Genomic DNA, 19,360 nt, shown 5'->3' with positions numbered 1-19,360 from the left:
GCGCTAGCCCTCGCGCGCTTCCCGGCGCTTGAACGCCCGCACGCTGAACGGCAGGAACAGAAGGTAGCAGAGCGCAGAAACCACGAGGGTCTCCCAAGTGTAGCTCGCCAGAAACAGCACATAAGCCACCGTGCCAAGGATCAAAGGCACAACGGCATCGCGTCGGATTCGCTTGCCGGCTGTTTTGCCCGAGTAGATGGGCAGGCGACTGACCAGCAGGAAGGCGACCACGAGCGTGAACAGCACCGCAAGAAACGCGAAGGAAGGTCCCGGCTCCACGCCAAGAAAGCCCAGGTAGATCGGCAGCATCACCAGCCCTGCCCCGGCAGGGGCAGGCACGCCAACGAAATACGCGTTCTGCCACGCAGGACGGTTTGGCTCTTCCAGCATCACGTTGAAACGCGCGAGCCGCAAGCCCACGGCGATCGCGTAGATCATCGCCACGATCCAACCCAGTGAGCCGGCGTCGTTAAGGAGGTACGCGTAAAGCACCAGTGCCGGCGCAACGCCGAAATTGACGATGTCGGCCAACGAGTCCATCTGCGCGCCGAAATTCGAGGTCGCCTTCAGGGCCCGGGCTGCCCGCCCGTCGATGCCGTCCAGAAGGGCGGCGCCGAGCACCATCACCACGGCGACGTCATAGCGCCCTTCAAAAGCGAGGCGGATGCCCGTCATACCGGCGCAAACGGCCAGCAGCGTCAGCAGGTTCGGGATCAGCAAGCGGATGGAGATGCGCCGGGACTGCGCGGGGGGTGGCTTGTCGTCGAAGTTGGCGCTCATCGCTTCAGGATACCCTTACAAGTGGCGCCGGCAAGCCGCGGCCGAAATCTGCGATGATGGTTTCGCCGCCGATGGCACTTTGCCCCACCGCAACGCGCGGCGTGGCGCCAGACGGCAGGTAGACGTCGAGGCGCGAGCCAAAGCGGATCAGGCCGAAACGCTCGCCGATCGCAAGGCCGTCGCCTTCCTCGGTCCAGCAAACAATCCGACGCGCAACAAGTCCGGCCACCTGGACGCAGGCCACCGTTCCATGAGGGCTGTCGATCAAAAGGCCGTTGCGCTCGTTTTCGACGCTCGATTTATCGAGGTCCGCGTTCAGGAACTTGCCCGGACGATATTCGATCTTGCTGACCCGACCGCGCACCGGTGCGCGGTTCACGTGGCCCGAAAAAACATCCATGAACACGGACACGCGCATCATTTCGCCCGATCCGAGATCAAGCTCGCGTGGCGGAACAGCGGGGCCAACAGCAGACACACGCCCGTCGGCCGGGCTCACGACCACATCATCATCCACGGGCGTCACTCGCGGCGGATCGCGGAAAAAGAAGGCGCACCATGCGGTCAGCACCAGTCCCACAAAAAACAGCGGTTCCCAAAGCAGGCCAAGCAGGATCGTGGCCAAGGCAAACGCCGCAATGAACGGGTAGCCTTCCTTGTGGATCGGGACCAGCGTGTTGCGGATGGTTTCCGCTATGCTCATCAGAAAGGCCTCGTGAAATGACCCCCCGTGCTTAGCGGAAAGGTGGGGCTGCCGCAACGCGGCCGCCTATCACTCGTTTTCAACCGTTTCGGAGGTGCGGCGACGAACCACGATGCCGAGATCGTCGGTTTCGCGGGCCAGGCGCAGCCGCTCTTCTGCCTCGGATGCTTCGCGCTGGCGCATCCACATCGACGCATACAGGCCATCCAAGGCGAGCAGTTCGGCATGCGTGCCGCGTTCAGCGATCAAACCGTCGCGCAAGACGATGATCTGGTCGGCGTTGATCACCGTGGACAAGCGGTGGGCGATCACGATCGTCGTTCGGCCGCGGCTGACCACGTCCAGTGCAGCCTGAATCGACTGTTCGGTTTGCGTGTCCAGCGCTGATGTTGCCTCATCGAGGATGAGGATCGGCGGCGCCTTGAGAATGGTGCGGGCGATCGCGACTCGCTGCTTTTCGCCGCCGGACAGCTTCAACCCGCGCTCACCGACCATGCTGTTGTAGCCATCCGGCAAGCGGGCAATAAAATCCGCAATCTGCGCGCGATCGGCCGCTTCCTTGATTTCGTCCATGGAGGCAGACGTCCGGCCATAGCGAATGTTGTAGGCGATGGTGTCGTTGAAGAGCACGGTATCCTGCGGCACCATCCCGATCGCGGCACGCAGGCTTTCCTGCGTGACCTCGCGCACGTCTTGCCCATCGATCGTCACGCGGCCTTCACCGACATCATAGAAGCGAAACAGGAGCCGCGAGATAGTTGACTTGCCGGCACCGGACGGCCCCACGATTGCGACCGTCTGTCCCGCCGGGACTTCGAAGCTGATGCCACGCAGGATCCGGCGGTTGGCATCATACGAGAAATGGACGTCCTCGAAACGAACCACGCCTTCCGTCACCGCCAGCGGCTTGGCGCCCGGGCGATCCTGGACCTCCTGCGGCACATCCAGAAGGTCGAACATCTGCTCGATGTCCACCACGGCCTGGCGGATTTCGCGATAAACGAAGCCGATGAAATTCAGCGGCACCGACAGCTGCATCAACAATGCGTTGATGAATACGAAGTCGCCAACCGTCTGCGTTCCGGCCATGACCTCGCGAGCCGACAAGATCATGACAACTGCCATGCCGATCGCAAAGATCACCCCTTGCCCGAAGTTCAGCCAGCCGAGTGAGGTCCAGGTCTTCGTGGCAGCAACTTCATAGCGGGCCATCGAGCGGTCGAAGCGCTCGGCCTCCATGCGCTCGTTGCCAAAATATTTGACGGTCTCGAAGTTCAACAGCGAGTCGATTGCCTTGGAATTCGCTTCCGTGTCGGAATCGTTCATCTCGCGGCGGATACCAATGCGCCAGTCGCTCGCCTTCACGGTGAACCAGACATAAGCCAGCACCGTCAGCGCCACGACCAGGACGTAGCTGAAGCCGTAAGCCCAGGCGAAGACGATCGCCGTCAGGGCAAATTCCAGAATTGTCGGAATGGTGTTGAGGATCGTGAAGCGCACGATCGTTTCAATGCCCTTCGTGCCGCGCTCAATGATGCGCGATAGTCCGCCGGTGCGGCGCTCGAGATGAAAGCGCAGCGACAGCTGGTGCATGTGCACGAAGGTGCGAAACGCAAGCTGGCGAACCGCGTATTGTCCCACGCGGGCGAAGAGCGCATCGCGCAACTGGTTCAATCCGACCTGAATGGTGCGCACCAGATTGTACGCCACCACCAGCATCACCGGCCCCAGCAGGAGTACCGGCACCACCTCCCGGCCGGTGACGTCACCGGCCAGTGCATCCGTGGCCCACTTGAAGAAGTAGGGTACAGCAATGAGAACGAGCTTGGAGATGATGAGATAGAAGCTCGCCCAGACCACGCGGGCGCGCAGATCGGGGCGCTCGGACGGCCACATATAGGGCCACAGATTCCGCAAGGTTTGCAGAAGCGAGCCGGAGTCGGCTGAAACGGTTTTAGGCAAGGGGTTTTCCAGGGTTCTGGCAGGTGTCTGCCGTGCAGCAGCAGTCCACAAAGCCTTGTAGCGCGCCAGACAGCTTCTTCAACGCCACACGGTCAAGGGAATAGTGGGAGCGCTGCTTGTCGGGTGTGTAACGTACCAGCCCGGCGGCCACCAACACCTTCAAATGTTGGGAAACGGTGGACTGGGCAAGATCAAGGCGGGCGACAACTTCCTTGCAGCAACAAGCGGGCTGATCGGATAGCTCGCGCAGGATCCGCAGGCGCGTCGGATGCGCGAGGGCTGCCAGGCGCTCAGCGGTTTGGCCGTCGGCGTTTGCGTCGTCAGGAGAAGCCATCATCGTTCATCGGCGATAAACGATGGAGATTCGAAGTGCAAGAGCGTGGCTCGTGATCGCGACTTTGGTTTACTCGCTCTCCACCACCTGGTCGCCCGCGACTGCTTGTGCGCCGAGCTTGCTCATATCCACCTCGTGACCGTCTCGGGATGTTTTCGGCATCACGAAGACCTGGCCTGGCCAGATCATATCCGGATCTTCGATCTGATCCTGGTTGGCCAGGTAGATCGTGGAATAGCGGGTGCCCCGCCCATAAGCGCGGCGGGAAATCTTCCAAAGCGTGTCACCGCGACGGATGATCACTGCGCCCTTGGCCGACTGCAACGCAGGCGCTGTGGTTTCGGCTGGCGCAACCGGGCTCCCCCCAACGATTTCCGCACGCCGGGTGGAATCTTCGGGCGCCTGGGTGGCCGTTTCGACCGGCTTTTGCGCCGTGGTCTCAACGGGTGACGCCGTCCTCGACGTTCCCGCTTCCTGGACGGTTTGGGGCTGGCCGACCCTCGCGGCAGTGCGCGTGGCGGCCGGTGAGGCCTGGGATGGCTCAGCCTCGGGAGCGAGCGGTGGGGGCGCGGCGGGAGCCACAGCGCCGGCTGGCGCAGAAGCCGGTGGCGCAACAGACGGGGGTGCAGCCTCAACAGGGGCTGTCGCGTTTGACTCCACCACAGCCGGCGCTACAGCCGCCACCGCTTCGCCGGCTTCGCGGTCGAACGGCACGGCGGCGCGGGCCACGACGGTTCTGCCGTCGGGACCGAGGGCATCGACGCGGATGGTGTAGCTTCCCACCGGAAGATCCTGCTGCGCTTCAACAAGGAAGCGGCCGGCTTCGGAGGCGATCACCTGACCGAGAAAAAGGTTGTTGGCATAAACCCGCAGCGTGCTGCCCGGAGCCGCACGCCCGGCGATGTAAACCATGCCTGCTTCGATCTCCACCGCTTCCACGGCTGGCGAACGCCGTTGCGGACGCGCGGTTTCGTTGTTTCCCTGCGTTGATGTCCCTGGTGCCGCCACGTTGCCGGCAGAGGCGGGACCAGCGGCAGCAACCTGCTTTTCCTCCGCCTCGCCTGCCGGCGGGACAGGTGCAGGCGGTGTGGCGGCCGGTTGCTGCGATGCTGCGGTGCCGCCAGCGCTTGCCGGAGCCGAGGGATCATTGGTTGTTGTGCCGGCGGGGCTCGCGGCCGCAGCGGCTGTTTGCTGAGCTTCTGCCTGCGGCGCAGCGGCTGCGCTCGGTGCTGATGCGGCTGGTTGCTGCACCGATGCGTTTTCACCCGTTGCGGGTGCCTGTGCGGCGGATTGCTCTGTTGGTGCGCTCGCAACAGCTGCCGGTGCTCTTGCTGCAGTCTCACCCGCTGGTACTGCTGCCACGGGATCGGATGGGCGCGCTTCGCCTGTCTGCTGCGTGGCAGCCGAGGCGTGCGGCGTATCCGTTGATGGCGTCGGAGCGGGTGACGCAGCGCCCGCCGCTTGTTCGGCAGGCGGCTGAGGGGTGGCCGGGGCGGCATCGTTTGATGCTGCAGGCGCTTCCGGAACAGTGATCAAGCGGCTTGGCTCACCTGGCTGCTCCACCAAGGCGAGAACCTGGCCGCTCTTGTCCTTAGGCACGGACACAATCGCAGTTTCAACCGAAGTGGCAGCACTGCCCTTGTCCGTTGAACGCAGCACAAGTGAGTAGTCGCCGCCGCTCAACGGCTCTTCAAGCACGATCGCAAAATCGCCCTGGGGGCCGGCAACCGTGTTACCCAGAACCGTCGAACCGGAAACCACCTCCACCGCAGCGCCAGCGGCTGCCTGTCCTGCCACAACCACCGACCCATTCGGCTCCACGCGCAGCAAGTCAAAGCTTGGCGCCTGCACGTGCCCTGCAGAAGCGCCAGCTTTTGTCGTGTCCGGCGCGTCCGCAGGCGGCTCGGCTTGCAAAGGTTGTGGTGCGGCTGTGTTCTGCGCGTTGGAAGCGCCTCCCCCATCCGCGGCCAATCCGTTGGACGATGACGTACCCGGCGCCACGGCGGCAACCGTGCCAGAACCTTGCGCTTCTTCGCGCTGGAAGGCACCAGATCCATAGGCAACGATTCCCGCTGCTAGGAACAAGCCAAACAGGAACAAAACAACGCGCGCCGGAGTCACAGCCATGAGGAAAACCCTTAATCCTAACGGGCCTTAACTTGTTTTCATCCGGCTCACAAGAAAAAGCCGATTTAGGGCTTGACCGCTTTTCCGCACGACCTAACGACAGGTATTCACCGGCATGACCTCCATCACCTCTGTTTGCGTTTATTGTGGCTCCTCCCCAGGCCGCGCGCCGCATTATCTGGAAGCCGGGCAAGCGCTCGGAGCGCAGATTGCACGCGCCGGTCTTCGCCTCATTTATGGCGGCGGGACGCGCGGCGTCATGGGGGCCGTTTCGCGGGGCGCCATCGAAGCTGGAGGAAAAGTCACGGGCATCATCCCCCGCTTCCTGCTTTCCAAGGAGGCTGCAGACGGCCAGCACGCGGGCCTCGACGAACTGCTCGTGGTGGACACGATGCACACGCGCAAGCACATGATGTTTGAACGGTCCGACGCCTTCGTTGCCTTGCCCGGCGGGATCGGCACGGTGGAGGAGATCATCGAGATCATGACCTGGGCACAGCTCGGCCACCACCGCAAGCCGATGATCTTTGCCAATCAGAAGGGGTTCTGGAACCCAATGCGAGACCTTCTGGACCACATGGCTGCCGAGGGCTTCGTTCACACCGCCCACAACGTGCAGCCGATGTTCATCGAAGCGGTGGACGGAATCGTTCCTGCCCTGCTCGGAGCATCCGCCACCGGTAACGTCGGCGACGAAAGGGTGATCCGGCGGATGTGACGGTCAGCCCGCTTTCCTGCTGCGAAAGAAGGCGGACCAGGTGAAAACCACCAGGGCACACCAGATCAGCAGGAAGGCGATAAAGGTCGTGCCGCTGAAGGGTTCGCGGAACCAGAATACCGCCAGCAGGAAGATGATGCTCGGCGCAATGTACTGCATCATCCCGATGGTGGAGAGCTTCAGGAGCTTGGCGCCGTTGGCGTAAAGCAGCAGCGGACAAGCCGTTGCGAGCCCGGATGCGGCCAGGAGCCAGGCATTGAGGTGCGCGGGGCCATCGAGGAAATGCGACTGGCCGCCGATCGTCAGCCAGGCCAGGTAGGCCGCAGCCGGGACGCTGATGATGAGCACTTCCAGAAAGAAGCCTTCGTTGGCGCCGATCGGCAGGGCGCGTTTGAACATCGCGTAGAAGCCCCAGCTTACCGCAAGCGCCACCGACACCCACGGCAAGCCGCCGCGCTCCCAGGTGAGCACGGCCACCGCCGCAGCGGCAAGACCAATGGCCACGATCTGCGCCTTTGTCAGCTTTTCGCCGAGAAGAACCGCTGCGAGGAACACGCTGAACAAGGGGTTGATGTAGTAGCCCAGCGCGGCTTCCACCGTGCGGTCCGCCGCGATCGCCCAAACATAGATGCCCCAGTTCACCGAGATAATGGCGGCCGTCAGCAGCGCCATTGCAAACACGCGGGGCGTGGTGAGTGCCAAGCGGACACTCGGCAGCCGGCCCATCCACAACACTGCAAGGCCAGCAATCGGCACCGACCAGAGTGCACGATGCGCCACCACCTCCACCGTTGGGATGTGAGCGACCGCCTTCATGTAAAGCGGCAGGAAGCCCCACAGAAAGTAGGCGGCGACAGCCAGGAAGAAGCCGCTGCGTGCGGGATCGGTATTCTGTATCGGCAGGGTGTGCGTGGACATGCCTGCGCTATGCGCCCACTCGGCGAATGGAACCAGCAAAATCTGCTGATCCCTCCATTCAAGCCGTTGAAGAACCGGGGCTGCGTCAGGTCGGTGGCGGCGGGGCAGACAACCTGTTCTGGTTGAAAAGGAGCGAGAGCGTGTAAACGATCAGCCCTGCCCAGATGAAGCCGAAGGCGACGCCGCGCTGCCAGGTGAACGGTTCGTTGAACACGAAAACAGCCAGCAGGAACAAGCCCGTAGGAACGATGTACTGCATGATGCCGATGGTGGTGATGCGCAGAAGCTTTGAGCCGAACCCGTAGAAAAGGAGCGGAATGGCCGTTGCCGGCCCGCAAACCAGCAGAAGCAGGATGTCTTCGCCGGTGCCTGCAAAGAAGTGATCCTTCCCTTGCGCTGCCAGCCAAGCGACATAACCCAAGGCTGGAACAAGGAGGATCAGCGTTTCCAGGAAAAACCCCTGGCTCGGACCGATCGGAAGCGTCTTTCTGAGGAAGCCGTAAGCCGCGAAGGAGAAGGCCAGCGTCAGCGAAATCCACGGCACGCCGCCTGCTTCGATTGCAACCAGCACGACGCCAACCACCGCCAAGCCGATGGCCGTCAGCTTTGCCTTGTCCAACGGTTCGCGCAAGATAAACGCGCCGAACGCCATGGTGACCAGCGGGTTGATGTAGTAGCCGAGCGCTGCCTCCACCGTCCGCTCGACGGCAATGGCCCAGACATAGATCCCCCAGTTGACCGTGATCAGCGCTGCCGTGACGACCGCCATCAGCATGGTGCGAGGTGATCGGAGCGCTGCCCTGACATCGGCCGTGCGACCCAGCCACAAAAGAACGCCAGCAGCCACTGGCAAAGCCCAGATCACGCGGTGCGCCACCACTTCCGCAGCCGGCATGTGCGCGACCAGCTTCATTAGGAGCGGAAAGAAACCACCCCAGATGCCATAGGCCAAGCCGGCATAGATAAAGCCGCGAGTTTCGGGAGCGAGGGCATGGGACTTGGTGGTCATGCCCGCTCTATGCGCCGACAAAGCTGCTCAAGCCATGCCGGATTGCGTATGGCACAGCGGCATTTTGTGCATGGATCACCCGCTATTCTGCGGCGACCCTGCCGGCCAATTGGCGGTTCTTCATCAGCTTGAACACGATCGAGTCCATCAACGCCTGGAACGAGGCGTCGATCACATTGTTCGACACGCCCACGGTGCGCCAGCGCGCACCCTGCCCGTCCTGTGATTCGATCATGACCCGCGTTACCGCTTCAGTTCCTCCATCAAGGATGCGCACCTTGTAGTCCGCCAGCACAAGATCCTGGATCTCGTGCTGGAACTTGCCGAGGTCCTTGCGCAGCGCGATATCGAGCGCGTTGACCGGCCCATTGCCTTCGGCGACCGACATCTTTTCTTCGTCGTCGATCATCACCTTCACCACCGCTTCTGACACGGTGCGCAGTTGGCCGTTGGCATCGAAGCGACGCTCCACCATGCAGCGAAAGCTGGTGACGGAAAAGAATTCCGGCACATGACCGAGGGTTTGGCAGGCAAGCAGTTCAAAGCTGGCGTCGGCTCCCTCATAGGCATAGCCGCGGGCTTCGCGCTCCTTCACGAGGGTGATCAGCGTGTCGAGCCGGCTGTCATCGCGGGGGACATCGATGCCACGGCGCGCCAGTTCGGCCATGAAGTTCGCTTTGCCCCCCTGGTCCGACACCATCACGCGGCGGCGATTGCCGACCGCTTCCGGCGGCACGTGCTCGTAGGTTTGCGGTTCCTTGGCGATGGCGGAGGCATGGATGCCAGCCTTCGTAGCAAAGGCGGACGCGCCGACATAGGGTGCCTGTTCGCCCGGAGCGCGGTTGAGGATTTCGTCGAAGGCATGCGACACGCGCGCGATGCCGGCCAGAGCCTGCCCGGAAATACCGACTTCGAAACGATCGGCAAAAGCGGGCTTAAGCATCAGGGTCGGAATCAGGCTGACCAGGTTGGCGTTGCCGCAGCGCTCGCCGATGCCGTTCAGCGTGCCCTGGATTTGCCGGACGCCGGCTTCAACCGCTGCCAGCGAATTTGCTACCGCCTGCCCCGTATCATCATGAGCGTGGATGCCGAGATTTTCGCCCGGTATGCCGGCTGCAATAACCTTGCCGACGATGTCGCGCACTTCAGACGGCAGCGTGCCGCCATTCGTGTCGCACAAGACCACCCAGCGGGCGCCTGCTTCCAGCGCGGTTCGCGCGCAGGCAATCGCATAATCGGGATTGGCCTTGAAGCCGTCGAAGAAGTGTTCGCAGTCCACCAGTGCTTCGCGGCCGGCCCCGACGGCGGCTTTCACCGAAGCCTCGATGGCTTCAAGGTTCTCATCGTTGGTGCAGCCGAGCGCAACACGAACATGGTAGTCCCAGCTCTTCGCAACAAAGCAGACCGCGTCGACCTGCGCCTGCAACAGTGCGGCCAAGCCGGGATCGTTGGACGCTGAAATGCCGACCCGCTTTGTCATGCCGAAGGCTGTGAACCGAGCCCGCTTCGTCTGCTTGCGGCCGAAGAAGGCTGTGTCGGTTGGGTTTGCGCCGGGGTAACCGCCCTCAACGTAATCGAGACCGAACTCATCCAGCATCCTGGCGATCGCGATCTTGTCTTCAACCGAGAAGTCGATCCCCGGCGTTTGCTGACCGTCCCTGAGCGTGGTGTCGAAGAGGTAAAGCCGCTCGCGCGTCATTGGACGACCTTTCCGGCATAATGATCCGTGGCGCGGATCAGCTGATCGAGAATACCGGGCTCGGTATAAGCGTGCCCCGCTCCTTCAATGATGTGGAGCTTCGACCCAGGCCATGCCTTGTGCAGGTTCCAGGCCGTGCGCAGCGGGCATGGCATGTCATAGCGGCCATGGATGATCACACCGGGAATGCCGGCAAGCCGGCCGGCGTCGCGGATCAGCTGTCCTTCTTCCAGCCAGCCGGCATGCGTGAAGTAGTGGTTCTCGATGCGCGCGAAAGCCAGCGCGAAGTGATCACCATCATGCTGGGCGCTGAGCGCTGGCTCCGGCAGAAGCGTGATGGTTTCCCCTTCCCACAGGCTCCAGGCCTTGGCGCAGCGAATCTGCTCCGCAGGATCATCTCCCACGAGGCGCTTGCGGTAAGCCGCCATGAGGTCACCGCGTTCGACTTCCGGAATGGGCGCGACGAAGCGCTCCCACTTGTCGGGAAACATCTCTGACACGCCGAACTGGTAGTACCAGTCGAGCTCGGCCTTGGTCAGCGCGTAGATCCCGCGCACAACGAGTTCGGACACGCGGTCCCGGTGCGTTTGCGCGTAAGCGAGAGCCAATGTTGAGCCCCAGGAGCCGCCGAACACCAGCCATTGCTCCACTCCCGCCATCTCACGCAGGCGCTCGATATCAGCCACCAGATGCCAGGTTGTATTAGCATCTAGCGAGGCATGCGGGCGGGACCGGCCGGCGCCGCGCTGTTCAAACAGGAGCACGTCATAGAGGGTTGGATCGAAAAGGCGCCGGTGGTTTGGCGACAGGGTCGACCCGGGACCGCCGTGAAGAAAGACCGCCGGCTTCGCACCGGGTGTGCCGCATCGCTCCCAATAGATTTCATGACCATCCCCAACCGCAAGATGACCGGATGCGTAGGGCTCGATGGCAGGGTAAAGCTGGCGCAGGGTCATTGCTTTTCCTGCCGTCCCGGCACCCACCCACTGTCAGTGTCGTGATCGGGATGCTGGAAGTTCTGCATGTCCCGCAAGAACGATGCGGAGGTCTCGTCCTCCATGGTTTCGTGCCCGGGCAACCCATGCAGATCGTCCACAAAGGGAATCTTGTTTTCCGTGCCCCACTGCTTGTCGGGCGCCACGGACGCGGGATCATCAAAAGCGCCGATCGCCAGCGCCACGCCATCCGGCGCCTCGTAGGTGAGCGGTGTGCCGCAGTCCGGGCAAAAGCCGCGCTTGACCACACTGGATGATTGGAACCGCTTCGGTTCGCCGCGGGTCCACCTGAGGCTGTTCTCTGGAACCGTCGCAAGCGGGGCATAGAAGTTGCCGAAGGCCTTCTGGCACATGCGGCAATGGCAGATCGAGATGCTTGCCAGCGCGCCTTCGACGCGAAAACGCACGGCGCCGCATTGGCATCCGCCCGTGTAGATCGGCTTGTTGTCGAGGCTCACCGTTTCACCTCCCAGGTTGTGATGCGTTCGCCCGTCGTGGGGTCCTTGCCGTCCTTTAGCTGGATGCCCTTCGCGAGAAGCTCGTCGCGGATGCGGTCGGCTGCCGCCCAGTTCTTCGCCGCGATGAAGGCGAGGCGCTGTCGCACCGCTTCATGCACCTCGGAGCCGACATCCGTTTTCCGCACAGGATTGATACCCATCAGCCGCAGCGAAGCCAGTGCGGAGGCCGCCTCGCCGCCATGCAACAGCGCATGAATGCGGCCGATCGCTTCCGAAACGTTCAAGTCGTCAGCAAGGGCATCCAGCACTTGTGGATCCGGCTCGCCCGCGGGTTCAACGTCCTGGACGAACCGCTCCCACCGCTCGATCTCACGCAACGCATCTTCCAGCTTGACGACGGTGAAGTCGATCGGCTCGCGGTAATGCGTTTTCAGCATCGCCAGGCGCAGCACCTCTCCCGGCCATTTGCGGCCGCCGAACTTTTCCGTGTGCAGGAGATCGTGGATGGTGATGAAATTGCCTTCCGACTTCGACATCTTGCGCCCTTCGACCTGCACGAAGCCGTTGTGCATCCAGACGTTCGCCATCACCTCCGTGCCATGCGCGCAGCGGGACTGGGCGATTTCGTTTTCGTGGTGAGGAAAGATCAGGTCGAGCCCCCCACCATGGATGTCGAAGACCTCGCCAAGATAGGCGGCGGACATGGCCGAGCATTCGATGTGCCAGCCGGGACGTCCGCGGATCGCGAACGGCAAGGCCTCCACCGTGAAAACAGCGTTCCAGCCTGGCTCGTCTTCGGAAGAAGCCTTCCAAAGCACGAAATCGCCGGGGTTGCGTTTGTGTGCATCCACCGCAACGCGCGCGCCTGCTTGCTGCTCGTCCAGCGGACGGCGGGACAGTCCGCCATAGCTGCTCATAGAGGCGGTGTCGAAAAGGATTTCCCCTTTTTCGGCATAGGCATGGCCGCGGTTGATGAGGGTCTGAATCAAGCTCACCATGTCGGTTCTGCCATCATCGCGCGGCAGCACGAAGTCGGTGGCGCGAGGCTCGTGCGAGGGCTCCAGGCAACCCAAGGCCTTAACGTCCGCGTGGAACTGATCGGCTGTTTTTTCCGTGACACGCCGGATCGCTTCGTTGAGCGGCAGATCGGGAAAGTCACGCAAGGCGCGTGCGTTGATCTTGTCGTCGACATCCGTGATGTTGCGGACATAGGTGACGTGGCTGTCGCCGTAGACATGGCGCAAAAGTCGATAAAGCACGTCGAAGACGATCACCGGCCGGGCGTTACCGATATGGGCAAAGTCATAGACGGTCGGGCCGCAGACATACATGCGCACATTATCCGGATCGATGGGCGTGAAGACGTCCTTCGAACGCGAGAGCGTGTTGTGAAGCCGCAGCGACGTGCCTGCCATTCCCGTTCCTTTTCCCCTCTTCATCGGCGCGCCAAGCGCTGACCAACGCCGATAACCAGCCCTCGCCTGCTGGCCGGGGCGTTTGTTTCGTCTGTGAGGAGAAGGCGAAAACGACCGGACCAGCGAAGCGCTAGCCGATAATGCAAATCCCGCGAATTGCCCAAGTCGTTTTCATGCCGGCGTTATCGCGCCTGACGCTGCGAAAAGCAAGCGTGCTGCTGGGTCAGCATCAGCTCCATAGGACTTTATTAAACATAGAAGAATTCTGTGATTAGCGAATAGGAGCGAACCGGCCGGCGTGACATGGTTTAGTCCCAATCAAGCAACATCTACTCGAAGCAAGGGACAACGCTTCGCTCGAGGAAACGAGATGGCTCAGCACGCTGAAACGAAATCCAAGCGGCCGCAGGCTGCAAAGGACGCTGAACTCGCACGGCACTACCGGCAGATCGGCTCTGCGGCCATTCTGGGCGCGCTGGCAGTCAAGATGAAGCAGGCGGCCGACGACACAGCCGAGGTGCCGGCCCGCGGCCGAAAAGCTGCCTGATCGTCAGAAGAGCTGCAGTTGGCTTTGTTCCGGCTCGCTTGTTTCGGCGGCGCGGGTCGGTTGATCGACCACCGCAACCGGCCGGATCAGGTCAGCGCCGATGTTGGCAACCTTGTTGACCTTGTCGGACACGGGAATGGCTTCAAAGAAGCCAGGCTCCACAGGCCGCAGCAGATCTTGCACGTCGCGCGGCTCGCGCGTGCGGCAATCAAGCCAGCGGCTAAAATCTTCCGGCTTGATCACGACCGGCATGCGGTCGTGGATGGATCGCAGATCATCGTTGGCGGCGGTTGTGACGATCGCGCAGCTGTCCATCTCAGACCCACCCGGCTCCATGTAATGCTCCAGGAGACCGGCGAAGGCAGCGATGCCGCCGCTTCTCGGCCGAATGAAAAAAGCTTGCCTGGTTTTTCCGCTCCGTCTCCATTCGTAGAACCCGGTTGTGGGGACCAGCACGCGTCGGTGACGCATGGGCGCCTTGAAAGCAGCCTTTTCGTTGACCGTTTCGGAACGTGCGTTGATCAGCAGCGGGAGTTCCTTCGGGTTCTTGGCCCAGGATGGAAGCAAGCCCCAGCGCACAAGCATCCCCTGTCGGTCCGGCAGGTTGGATCCAGGCTCCCGCGCGGGACCGGGCGCGACAATCAGAACGGGCTGCGTCGGCGCGATGTTGTAGCGGGCAGGAAACGGCTCCACCTCGAGCAGCGCAAACATTGCGCCGACTTCGTCCGGCGTCGCTGTCAGCGTGAAGCGTCCGCACATGGCCTGCACCCTTCGATTTGACTTCGCATCCGTTCCTTAGATAGTCGCGACCCATGGCAAATGCACCCATCCCGGCCGTTTCCGTTGTGCTCCGTAAGGGCGACGCGTTCCTTTTGGTGAAGCGCGGCCGCGCGCCAAATCTCGGTTTGTGGGCCTTCCCGGGCGGCAAGGTCGAAGCCGGCGAATCGCTTGAAGATGCCGTGCGCCGAGAACTCCTGGAGGAAACCGGACTAAGCGCAACGGATTATCGGCTCCTGCGGATGATCCCACTGGTTGGCGACTGGGGTTCGTTCCACCTCCATGTGTTTAGCGCCGTTGCCAATGGTGCAAACCCAACCGCCGGTGACGATGCCGCGGAAGTCGGCTGGTTTGCTGTGGACGCCATGGAGGATCTGCCGGCCACCCCTTCCACGATAGAAGTCGCGAGGGAGATTCTCGGACAAGGGGTGTCGCTTACCCGCCACGACACTCCGGCAGGATGCCCCTCATGATGCGCCGCCACCTTTTCGCCGTCCTGGTTGTTTGCGCGGCAAGCGGACCGGCGACCGCGCAAACACAAGCGCCGCCTTTCGAGCCCGCGTTGCTGCGTCTTTCGGAACTTCTGGGCGCACTCCATTACCTGCGCAACCTGTGTGGCGAGCCGGGCACGCAATGGCGCGACCTCATGGGCAAGCTGATCGCAGCCGAAGCGACCACGGACGCGCGCAAGGCTCAGTTCACGGCGAGCTTCAATCGCGGCTACCGTTCGTTCGCGAGTTCATATTCGACATGCACGAGCTCGGCCGTGGCAGCTTTTGAGCGATACCGAGCCGAGGGAGAAAAACTGGCTGATCAGACTGCCGCAAGATTCGGCTATTAACATTCGATTTACTTTTTAACCCGGTAGGCGGGGTGCAGTCGGGGCAGACTGTGCTAACGTTTAAAGGGACATTAAAGGAAAGCATCAAGTTCGACCGGTGTGGCAGCCGGGTGACACTGCAGATGGGGATAGGAAAGCATGGACCTTGGTCGCAACGACATCGATGCCATGATCCGCGAAGAAAAGCGGCTCACCGCCGTGGAAAGCCACAACGAGGCCTGGGCCGATGGCATTTCAGCCGGCATCGAGCCGGAGATCATGGCGGAAGCGGCCCTGACGACAGCGCTCGGCGAACTGCTGCGCGAGTCGGGCGACGCTGCGGCGCTGGCCTTGCTCGAGCGCATGCGCGAGCGTGTTGAAGCCGGCGAGTTCGACGTTTATCAGTCACGGCACTGATCCGGCGCAACAGCATCACCAGCTGCGCCGGCGGATACTCAGGAGCACGATGCCCTTTTTCTTCGCTACTCCCCTCGGCCGCTTCACGGCAACGGCCGCGCTTTTTGCCGGTTTGACCCTGCTCCCCCTACCCGCGCATGCGCTGAGCGAGATCCAGAACGACGCCACAACCGCGCCATCCGGTGCGCAGGCGCCGATTCAGCGCAGCCCTTTGCCGCTCCCGAACGCCTTGGGCGATAGCCCGGCTCCTGCCGCTCCCGATGGGGGTACAGAAACGGAGGAACCCGAAGGTGGCCTTTCGTCCCCTTCGGCGACCCATCCGCAAAGCGACCCTGACGAACAGCCGGCCGAAGTGATCTATGATCTGTCGCGGCTGCCTGAGCCCGTTCGGCGCATGCACCAGTTGATCTACGATGCCTGCAACAGCGGGGATATCGAGCGCCTGCGTCCGCTGATCGGCACAGGCGAAACACAGACACAACTTTCGCTTGGCGATGTGGAGAGCGATCCCATCGAGTTCCTGAAGCAGTTGGCCGGCGATGACCAGGGACATGAAATCCTGGCCATTCTCGAGGAAGTTCTCGACGCCGGTTTCGTGCACCTGGACGCCGGAACGCCGGACGAGCTTTATGTATGGCCCTATTTCTTCGCCGTGCCGCTCGACAGCCTGACGGGTCCGCAGCGGGTGGAACTGTTTCGGATCGTCACTGCAGGCGATTACGAGGAAATGAAGAGCTTCGGCGCTTATGTGTTCTACCGCGTGGGAATCACGCCGGAAGGCCGGTGGTCGTTCTTCGTCGCCGGCGAATAAGCGTCACGCTGCGGGCAGCGCTTCGCTGAAAAGAACCGGCTGACCTGTGGATGGCGCGACGATCTCGCCTTCCCACATCGCCCGCTGGCCACGCACGATCGTTCCTACTGGCCAGCCGGTGACCTGCTTGCCATCATAGGGCGTCCATCCGGCCCTCGACCCAGCCTGCGCGTTTGTGATTGTTTCCGTGCGCTTCATGTCCACCACAGTGAGATCGGCGTCATAGCCAACGGCGATGCGTCCTTTCCGGGCCATGCCGAAGATCCGGTTGGGCCCGTGGCTCGACAGGTCCACGAAGCGCTGCAGGCTCAGGCGGCCGGCATTGACGTGGTCCAGCATGATTGGAACCAGGGTTTGCACGCCCGTCATGCCCGAAGGCGAGGCAGGATAGAGCTTTGCCTTTTCTTCCAGCGTGTGGGGTGCGTGGTCGGAACCGAGCACATCGACGATGCCCCCCTTGATGCCGGCCCAAATGCCATGGCGGTGTCCTGCGTCACGAACAGGCGGGTTCATCTGAATGAGCGTGCCCAACCGCGCGTAATCGTCAGCAGTCAGCGTCAAGTGATGCGGCGTCGCCTCGCAGGTTGCGACGTCCTTGTGGGCGGCAAGAAACGGGATCTCTTCGGCCGTCGAGATATGCAGCACGTGAATGCGCGCGCGGGCGCGCCGAGCAATCGCAACGAGCCGCTGCGTGCATTGCAGCGCCGCCGTCGCATCCCGCCACACCGGGTGCGAAGCCGGATCGCCTTCAACCCGCACGGAAAGGCGTTCGCGAAGGCGGAACTCATCTTCGGAATGGAAGGCAGCGCGTCGACGGGTCCGGCGCAGGATCTCGAAGACCCCGTTGTCATCTTCCACCAGGAGGTTTCCCGTGGAAGAGCCCATGAACACCTTGATGCCGGCGGCACCCGGCAGACGCTCGAGTTCGGCCACATCGGGCGCATTGTCGCGCGTGCCGCCGACCCAAAAAGCGAAGTCGCAATGCATGCGGTTCGTGGCGCGGCGCACCTTGTCGGCCAAGGCCGCCTCGTCCGTGGTGAGCGGATTGGTGTTCGGCATCTCGAACACCGCCGTCACACCTCCGAGCACCGCTGCGCGCGACCCTGATTCCAGATCCTCCTTGTGTTCCAGCCCAGGCTCGCGGAAGTGCACCTGGCTGTCGACAACCCCCGGCAGAATGTGGAGGCCGGTACAGTCGACCCGTTCCCCCGCACTTGCACGCGATAGATCGCCGACGAACGAGATACGGCCAGCCGTGACGCCAATGTCGCGGATGCCCTCACCATCGTGGTTCACCACTGTGGCGCCCGTCAGGATTAGGTCGTGGGTGGCCGTCATGTCGCTTGTCCCGGTTGTGCGCCCGGCTTACGTAATGCGCGACGCAGAGACAAGGGAAGACACCGATGCCAACCGTCCGCCTTGCCCATCGCGCGCTGATCCTCGTGACCGGCCCCGATGCCGAGTCCTTCTTGCAGAACATCCTCACGGTGGACCTCACCCCCGTGCAAGCCGGCGAAGTTGTTCCCGGAGCCCTGCTTTCACCACAAGGCAAGATCCTGTTCGACTTCCTTGTGTCGCGGGTTGAAGGGGGCTTCCGACTCGATTGCCGCGCCGCCGTAGCGACCGATTTCGTGCGGCGACTGACAATGTACCGGCTTCGCGCAAAGGCCGAGATCACCGTTGAAGATGAGTCGCTTGTAACAGTTTCCTTGCGCGGGGAAGCAGAGGCCGAAAACCCCGGATTCGGCCTAGTGGACCGGCGCTTTGCAGATGGCTCAGTGGTGCGGCACTACGGCACTGAACCGGCTGAAACCTCGGATCTGATGGCGTGGACCGCTTATCGCGTGAAGCACGGCATCGCTGAAAGCGGCAGCGATTACGAGCTTGGCGATGCCTTCCCGCATGACGTTCTCCTGGACCAGATCGGCGCCGTCGGCTTCAAGAAGGGCTGCTATGTCGGTCAGGAGGTGGTGTCGCGCATGCAGCATCGCGGCACCGCACGCCGCCGGATCCTGCTTGCCGAAGGGGAAGCGGATCTGCCGCCGACCGGCACCGACATCACGGTTGCGGGCCGCCTTGTCGGTTCAATGGGCTCCGGGCTGGGACGGCACGGGCTGGCGCTGGTGCGCATCGACAAGGTGAAGGCTGCCATGGACAACGGCTTGGCCGTCACAGCAGGTGATGTTCCCGTGACGCTGTCCATCCCCGGCTGGGCCAAGTTCGGCTTCCCAGAAGCCGCTGCAGACGCAGGCGACTAATGCCCGATCGACCTGGCGCACCGACCCGCGCTTGGCAGCGGATGCTGTCTGGTCGGCGGCTCGATCTTCTGGATCCATCTCCGCTCGACATCGAGATCAGCGACATCGCCCACGGGCTTGCCCGCGTGGCCCGCTGGAACGGGCAAACCCAAGGCGACCACGCCTTTTCGGTGGCCCAGCACTCCCTTCTGGTGGAGAAAATCGTCTGCCGCTTCGACCCCGCTGCGTCATGGGGGGCAAAGCTTGCAGCCTTGCTGCATGATGCGCCGGAATATGTAATCGGCGACATGATCTCGCCGTTCAAGGCAGCGATCGGCGGCGACTACAAGAGCGTCGAACATCGTTTGCAGGCAGCCATTCACCGCTGCTTCGGGCTTGCCCCTGCCCTGCCCGAGCCGCTCCGGCGCTTGATCAAGCGCGCCGACATGGTGGCCGCCTACTTCGAGGCAACCCAGCTGGCCGGCTTTGCGGAAACGGAAGCCGCCCAGTTCTTCGGGCGGCCACGCGGTTTTGCAGCGGACATGTTTCAGCTCGAGCCCATGCCCGCGGTGCAGGCCCAGCAGCAATTCCTCGATCGCTTCGCGGCAATCCAAAGTGAGAATACGAACTAGA

General features: G+C 62.5%; 21 protein-coding genes. 8 read left to right on the top strand and 13 right to left on the bottom strand.

Annotated features, from left to right (window positions below):
• Positions 1–3: 3 nt before the first annotated feature.
• From J5Y06_RS09985 to J5Y06_RS23050, 5 genes are all read right to left on the bottom strand, one after another.
• Positions 4–780, bottom strand: coding sequence for a CDP-alcohol phosphatidyltransferase family protein (locus J5Y06_RS09985; protein ID WP_209334976.1), 777 nt, complete (start codon positions 778–780; stop codon positions 4–6).
• 4 nt (positions 781–784) lie between these two features.
• Positions 785–1,483, bottom strand: a complete 699-nt coding sequence (locus J5Y06_RS09980) for a phosphatidylserine decarboxylase (protein ID WP_209334975.1) — start codon at positions 1,481–1,483, stop codon at positions 785–787.
• A gap of 69 nt (positions 1,484–1,552) precedes the next feature.
• Complete coding sequence (locus tag J5Y06_RS09975) at positions 1,553–3,445, bottom strand: ABCB family ABC transporter ATP-binding protein/permease (protein ID WP_245247717.1); 1,893 nt, start codon at positions 3,443–3,445, stop codon at positions 1,553–1,555.
• The gene (locus tag J5Y06_RS09970) at positions 3,438–3,782 is read right to left on the bottom strand and encodes an ArsR/SmtB family transcription factor (protein ID WP_209334974.1); all 345 of its coding nucleotides are present in this window, start codon (positions 3,780–3,782) and stop codon (positions 3,438–3,440) included. Before J5Y06_RS09970 ends, J5Y06_RS09975 begins: the two co-directional genes overlap by 8 nt.
• Before the next feature lie 66 nt (positions 3,783–3,848).
• Positions 3,849–5,906 (bottom strand): LysM peptidoglycan-binding domain-containing protein, encoded by a 2,058-nt coding sequence (locus tag J5Y06_RS23050; protein ID WP_245247716.1) that lies wholly within the window; start codon positions 5,904–5,906, stop codon positions 3,849–3,851.
• 115 nt (positions 5,907–6,021) lie between these two features.
• On the opposite strand from J5Y06_RS23050, the gene J5Y06_RS09960 reads away from it, so the two are divergent.
• Complete coding sequence (locus tag J5Y06_RS09960) at positions 6,022–6,624, top strand: LOG family protein (RefSeq protein ID WP_209334973.1); 603 nt, start codon at positions 6,022–6,024, stop codon at positions 6,622–6,624.
• A gap of 3 nt (positions 6,625–6,627) precedes the next feature.
• Here the strand turns inward: J5Y06_RS09960 and rarD (J5Y06_RS09955) are convergent, their stop codons facing one another.
• The 6 genes from rarD (J5Y06_RS09955) to cysS all read right to left on the bottom strand — a co-directional run bounded on the left by rarD (J5Y06_RS09955) (position 6,628) and on the right by cysS (position 13,118).
• Positions 6,628–7,542 carry an EamA family transporter RarD gene (gene rarD, locus J5Y06_RS09955; protein WP_209334972.1) on the bottom strand — a complete coding sequence of 305 codons (915 nt, stop codon included), beginning with the start codon at positions 7,540–7,542 and terminating at the stop codon, positions 6,628–6,630.
• A gap of 85 nt (positions 7,543–7,627) precedes the next feature.
• Entirely contained in the window at positions 7,628–8,551 is a 924-nt protein-coding gene (gene rarD, locus J5Y06_RS09950; RefSeq protein ID WP_209334971.1) for an EamA family transporter RarD, read from the bottom strand.
• Positions 8,552–8,633: 82 nt separating this feature from the next.
• Positions 8,634–10,250, bottom strand: a complete 1,617-nt coding sequence (gene cimA, locus J5Y06_RS09945) for a citramalate synthase (RefSeq protein WP_209334970.1) — start codon at positions 10,248–10,250, stop codon at positions 8,634–8,636.
• On the bottom strand, positions 10,247–11,206 hold the full coding sequence (gene pip / locus J5Y06_RS09940; RefSeq protein WP_209334969.1) for a prolyl aminopeptidase: 960 nt from the start codon (positions 11,204–11,206) through the stop codon (positions 10,247–10,249). Before pip ends, cimA begins: the two co-directional genes overlap by 4 nt.
• Positions 11,203–11,703, bottom strand: a complete 501-nt coding sequence (locus J5Y06_RS09935) for a GFA family protein (protein WP_209334968.1) — start codon at positions 11,701–11,703, stop codon at positions 11,203–11,205. The genes pip and J5Y06_RS09935 overlap by 4 nt, the downstream gene beginning before the upstream one ends.
• Positions 11,700–13,118, bottom strand: coding sequence for a cysteine--tRNA ligase (gene cysS, locus J5Y06_RS09930; RefSeq protein WP_209334967.1), 1,419 nt, complete (start codon positions 13,116–13,118; stop codon positions 11,700–11,702). Before cysS ends, J5Y06_RS09935 begins: the two co-directional genes overlap by 4 nt.
• A gap of 370 nt (positions 13,119–13,488) precedes the next feature.
• Here cysS and J5Y06_RS09925 point away from each other — a divergent pair, with 370 nt between their 5' ends.
• Positions 13,489–13,665 carry a hypothetical protein gene (locus J5Y06_RS09925; protein ID WP_209334966.1) on the top strand — a complete coding sequence of 59 codons (177 nt, stop codon included), beginning with the start codon at positions 13,489–13,491 and terminating at the stop codon, positions 13,663–13,665.
• 3 nt (positions 13,666–13,668) lie between these two features.
• Here the strand turns inward: J5Y06_RS09925 and J5Y06_RS09920 are convergent, their stop codons facing one another.
• Positions 13,669–14,424, bottom strand: coding sequence for an SOS response-associated peptidase (locus J5Y06_RS09920; protein WP_209334965.1), 756 nt, complete (start codon positions 14,422–14,424; stop codon positions 13,669–13,671).
• 53 nt (positions 14,425–14,477) lie between these two features.
• Here J5Y06_RS09920 and J5Y06_RS09915 point away from each other — a divergent pair, with 53 nt between their 5' ends.
• The 4 genes from J5Y06_RS09915 (at position 14,478) to J5Y06_RS09900 (ending at position 16,490) form a co-directional block, all read left to right on the top strand.
• A complete protein-coding gene (locus J5Y06_RS09915) occupies positions 14,478–14,915 on the top strand; it encodes an NUDIX hydrolase (RefSeq protein ID WP_209334964.1) in 438 nt (145 codons plus the stop codon).
• Positions 14,912–15,283: a TIGR02301 family protein gene (locus J5Y06_RS09910; protein WP_209334963.1), complete on the top strand. Its 372-nt coding sequence runs from the start codon at positions 14,912–14,914 to the stop codon at positions 15,281–15,283. The genes J5Y06_RS09915 and J5Y06_RS09910 overlap by 4 nt, the downstream gene beginning before the upstream one ends.
• A gap of 138 nt (positions 15,284–15,421) precedes the next feature.
• The gene (locus tag J5Y06_RS09905) at positions 15,422–15,679 is read left to right on the top strand and encodes a hypothetical protein (RefSeq protein WP_209334962.1); all 258 of its coding nucleotides are present in this window, start codon (positions 15,422–15,424) and stop codon (positions 15,677–15,679) included.
• Positions 15,680–15,728: 49 nt separating this feature from the next.
• Complete coding sequence (locus J5Y06_RS09900) at positions 15,729–16,490, top strand: hypothetical protein (protein WP_209334961.1); 762 nt, start codon at positions 15,729–15,731, stop codon at positions 16,488–16,490.
• Positions 16,491–16,493: 3 nt separating this feature from the next.
• On the opposite strand, the gene J5Y06_RS09895 is transcribed toward J5Y06_RS09900, so the two are convergent.
• The gene (locus tag J5Y06_RS09895; RefSeq protein ID WP_209334960.1) at positions 16,494–17,828 is read right to left on the bottom strand and encodes a dihydroorotase; all 1,335 of its coding nucleotides are present in this window, start codon (positions 17,826–17,828) and stop codon (positions 16,494–16,496) included.
• Positions 17,829–17,893: 65 nt separating this feature from the next.
• Here J5Y06_RS09895 and ygfZ point away from each other — a divergent pair, with 65 nt between their 5' ends.
• Both ygfZ and J5Y06_RS09885 read left to right on the top strand, forming a co-directional pair.
• On the top strand, positions 17,894–18,748 hold the full coding sequence (gene ygfZ / locus J5Y06_RS09890) for a CAF17-like 4Fe-4S cluster assembly/insertion protein YgfZ (protein ID WP_209334959.1): 855 nt from the start codon (positions 17,894–17,896) through the stop codon (positions 18,746–18,748).
• Positions 18,748–19,359, top strand: coding sequence for a YfbR-like 5'-deoxynucleotidase (locus J5Y06_RS09885; RefSeq protein WP_209334958.1), 612 nt, complete (start codon positions 18,748–18,750; stop codon positions 19,357–19,359). Before ygfZ ends, J5Y06_RS09885 begins: the two co-directional genes overlap by 1 nt.
• Position 19,360: the final 1 nt, after the last annotated feature.

Origin of the sequence: Tianweitania sediminis, assembly GCF_017813335.1 — a bacterium.
Taxonomy (GTDB): Bacteria; Pseudomonadota; Alphaproteobacteria; order Rhizobiales; family Rhizobiaceae; genus Tianweitania; species Tianweitania sediminis.
The sequence above is the reverse complement of the archived record's forward strand: the minus strand, read 5'-3'. Positions and strand labels throughout refer to the sequence as shown.

Coding starts and splice junctions, on each gene's coding strand:
- J5Y06_RS09985 (WP_209334976.1), bottom strand. CDS start 780: ATGAGCGCCAACTTCGACGACAAGCCACCCCCCGCGCAGTCCCGGCGC.
- J5Y06_RS09980 (WP_209334975.1), bottom strand. CDS start 1,483: ATGAGCATAGCGGAAACCATCCGCAACACGCTGGTCCCGATCCACAAG.
- J5Y06_RS09970 (WP_209334974.1), bottom strand. CDS start 3,782: ATGATGGCTTCTCCTGACGACGCAAACGCCGACGGCCAAACCGCTGAG.
- J5Y06_RS23050 (WP_245247716.1), bottom strand. CDS start 5,906: ATGGCTGTGACTCCGGCGCGCGTTGTTTTGTTCCTGTTTGGCTTGTTC.
- J5Y06_RS09960 (WP_209334973.1), top strand. CDS start 6,022: ATGACCTCCATCACCTCTGTTTGCGTTTATTGTGGCTCCTCCCCAGGC.
- rarD (WP_209334972.1), bottom strand. CDS start 7,542: ATGTCCACGCACACCCTGCCGATACAGAATACCGATCCCGCACGCAGC.
- rarD (WP_209334971.1), bottom strand. CDS start 8,551: ATGACCACCAAGTCCCATGCCCTCGCTCCCGAAACTCGCGGCTTTATC.
- cimA (WP_209334970.1), bottom strand. CDS start 10,250: ATGACGCGCGAGCGGCTTTACCTCTTCGACACCACGCTCAGGGACGGT.
- pip (WP_209334969.1), bottom strand. CDS start 11,206: ATGACCCTGCGCCAGCTTTACCCTGCCATCGAGCCCTACGCATCCGGT.
- cysS (WP_209334967.1), bottom strand. CDS start 13,118: ATGGCAGGCACGTCGCTGCGGCTTCACAACACGCTCTCGCGTTCGAAG.
- J5Y06_RS09925 (WP_209334966.1), top strand. CDS start 13,489: ATGGCTCAGCACGCTGAAACGAAATCCAAGCGGCCGCAGGCTGCAAAG.
- J5Y06_RS09920 (WP_209334965.1), bottom strand. CDS start 14,424: ATGTGCGGACGCTTCACGCTGACAGCGACGCCGGACGAAGTCGGCGCA.
- J5Y06_RS09915 (WP_209334964.1), top strand. CDS start 14,478: ATGGCAAATGCACCCATCCCGGCCGTTTCCGTTGTGCTCCGTAAGGGC.
- J5Y06_RS09910 (WP_209334963.1), top strand. CDS start 14,912: ATGATGCGCCGCCACCTTTTCGCCGTCCTGGTTGTTTGCGCGGCAAGC.
- J5Y06_RS09905 (WP_209334962.1), top strand. CDS start 15,422: ATGGACCTTGGTCGCAACGACATCGATGCCATGATCCGCGAAGAAAAG.
- J5Y06_RS09900 (WP_209334961.1), top strand. CDS start 15,729: ATGCCCTTTTTCTTCGCTACTCCCCTCGGCCGCTTCACGGCAACGGCC.
- J5Y06_RS09895 (WP_209334960.1), bottom strand. CDS start 17,828: ATGACGGCCACCCACGACCTAATCCTGACGGGCGCCACAGTGGTGAAC.
- ygfZ (WP_209334959.1), top strand. CDS start 17,894: ATGCCAACCGTCCGCCTTGCCCATCGCGCGCTGATCCTCGTGACCGGC.
- J5Y06_RS09885 (WP_209334958.1), top strand. CDS start 18,748: ATGCCCGATCGACCTGGCGCACCGACCCGCGCTTGGCAGCGGATGCTG.